The 426-nt window shown below is 69.0% G+C and carries 1 protein-coding gene; it reads left to right on the forward strand.

Annotated features, from left to right (window positions below; genetic code table 11):
• A partial coding sequence (locus tag G3I71_RS48275; RefSeq protein WP_164325322.1) for a class I tRNA ligase family protein occupies positions 1-426 on the forward strand: 426 nt, incomplete at both ends.

Genomic DNA, 426 nt, shown 5'->3' on the forward strand with positions numbered 1-426 from the left:
CGCGCGTCGATCGACCAGCGACCGGCCGGCGAGCAGGGCGACAACGAGTACGTCTTCTACGACGGCCCGCCGTTCGCCAACGGCCTGCCGCACTACGGGCACCTGCTCACGGGGTACGCCAAGGACGTCGTGCCGCGCTACCAGACCATGCGCGGGCGCCGCGTCGAGCGCCGGTTCGGCTGGGACACGCACGGCCTGCCGGCCGAGCTCGAGGCCGAGCGCGTGCTCGGCATCACCGACAAGTCCCAGATCGACGAGATGGGCATCGCCGCGTTCAACGACGCGTGCCGCACGTCGGTGCTCACCTACACGCAGGAGTGGCAGGACTACGTCACCCGCCAGGCGCGCTGGGTGGACTTCGAGCACGACTACAAGACGCTCGACCCGAGCTTCATGGAGTCGGTCATCTGGGCGTTCAAGCAGCTG

It is taken from the genome of Streptomyces sp. SID12501, assembly GCF_010550245.1.
GTDB lineage: Bacteria > Actinomycetota > Actinomycetes > Streptomycetales > Streptomycetaceae > Streptomyces.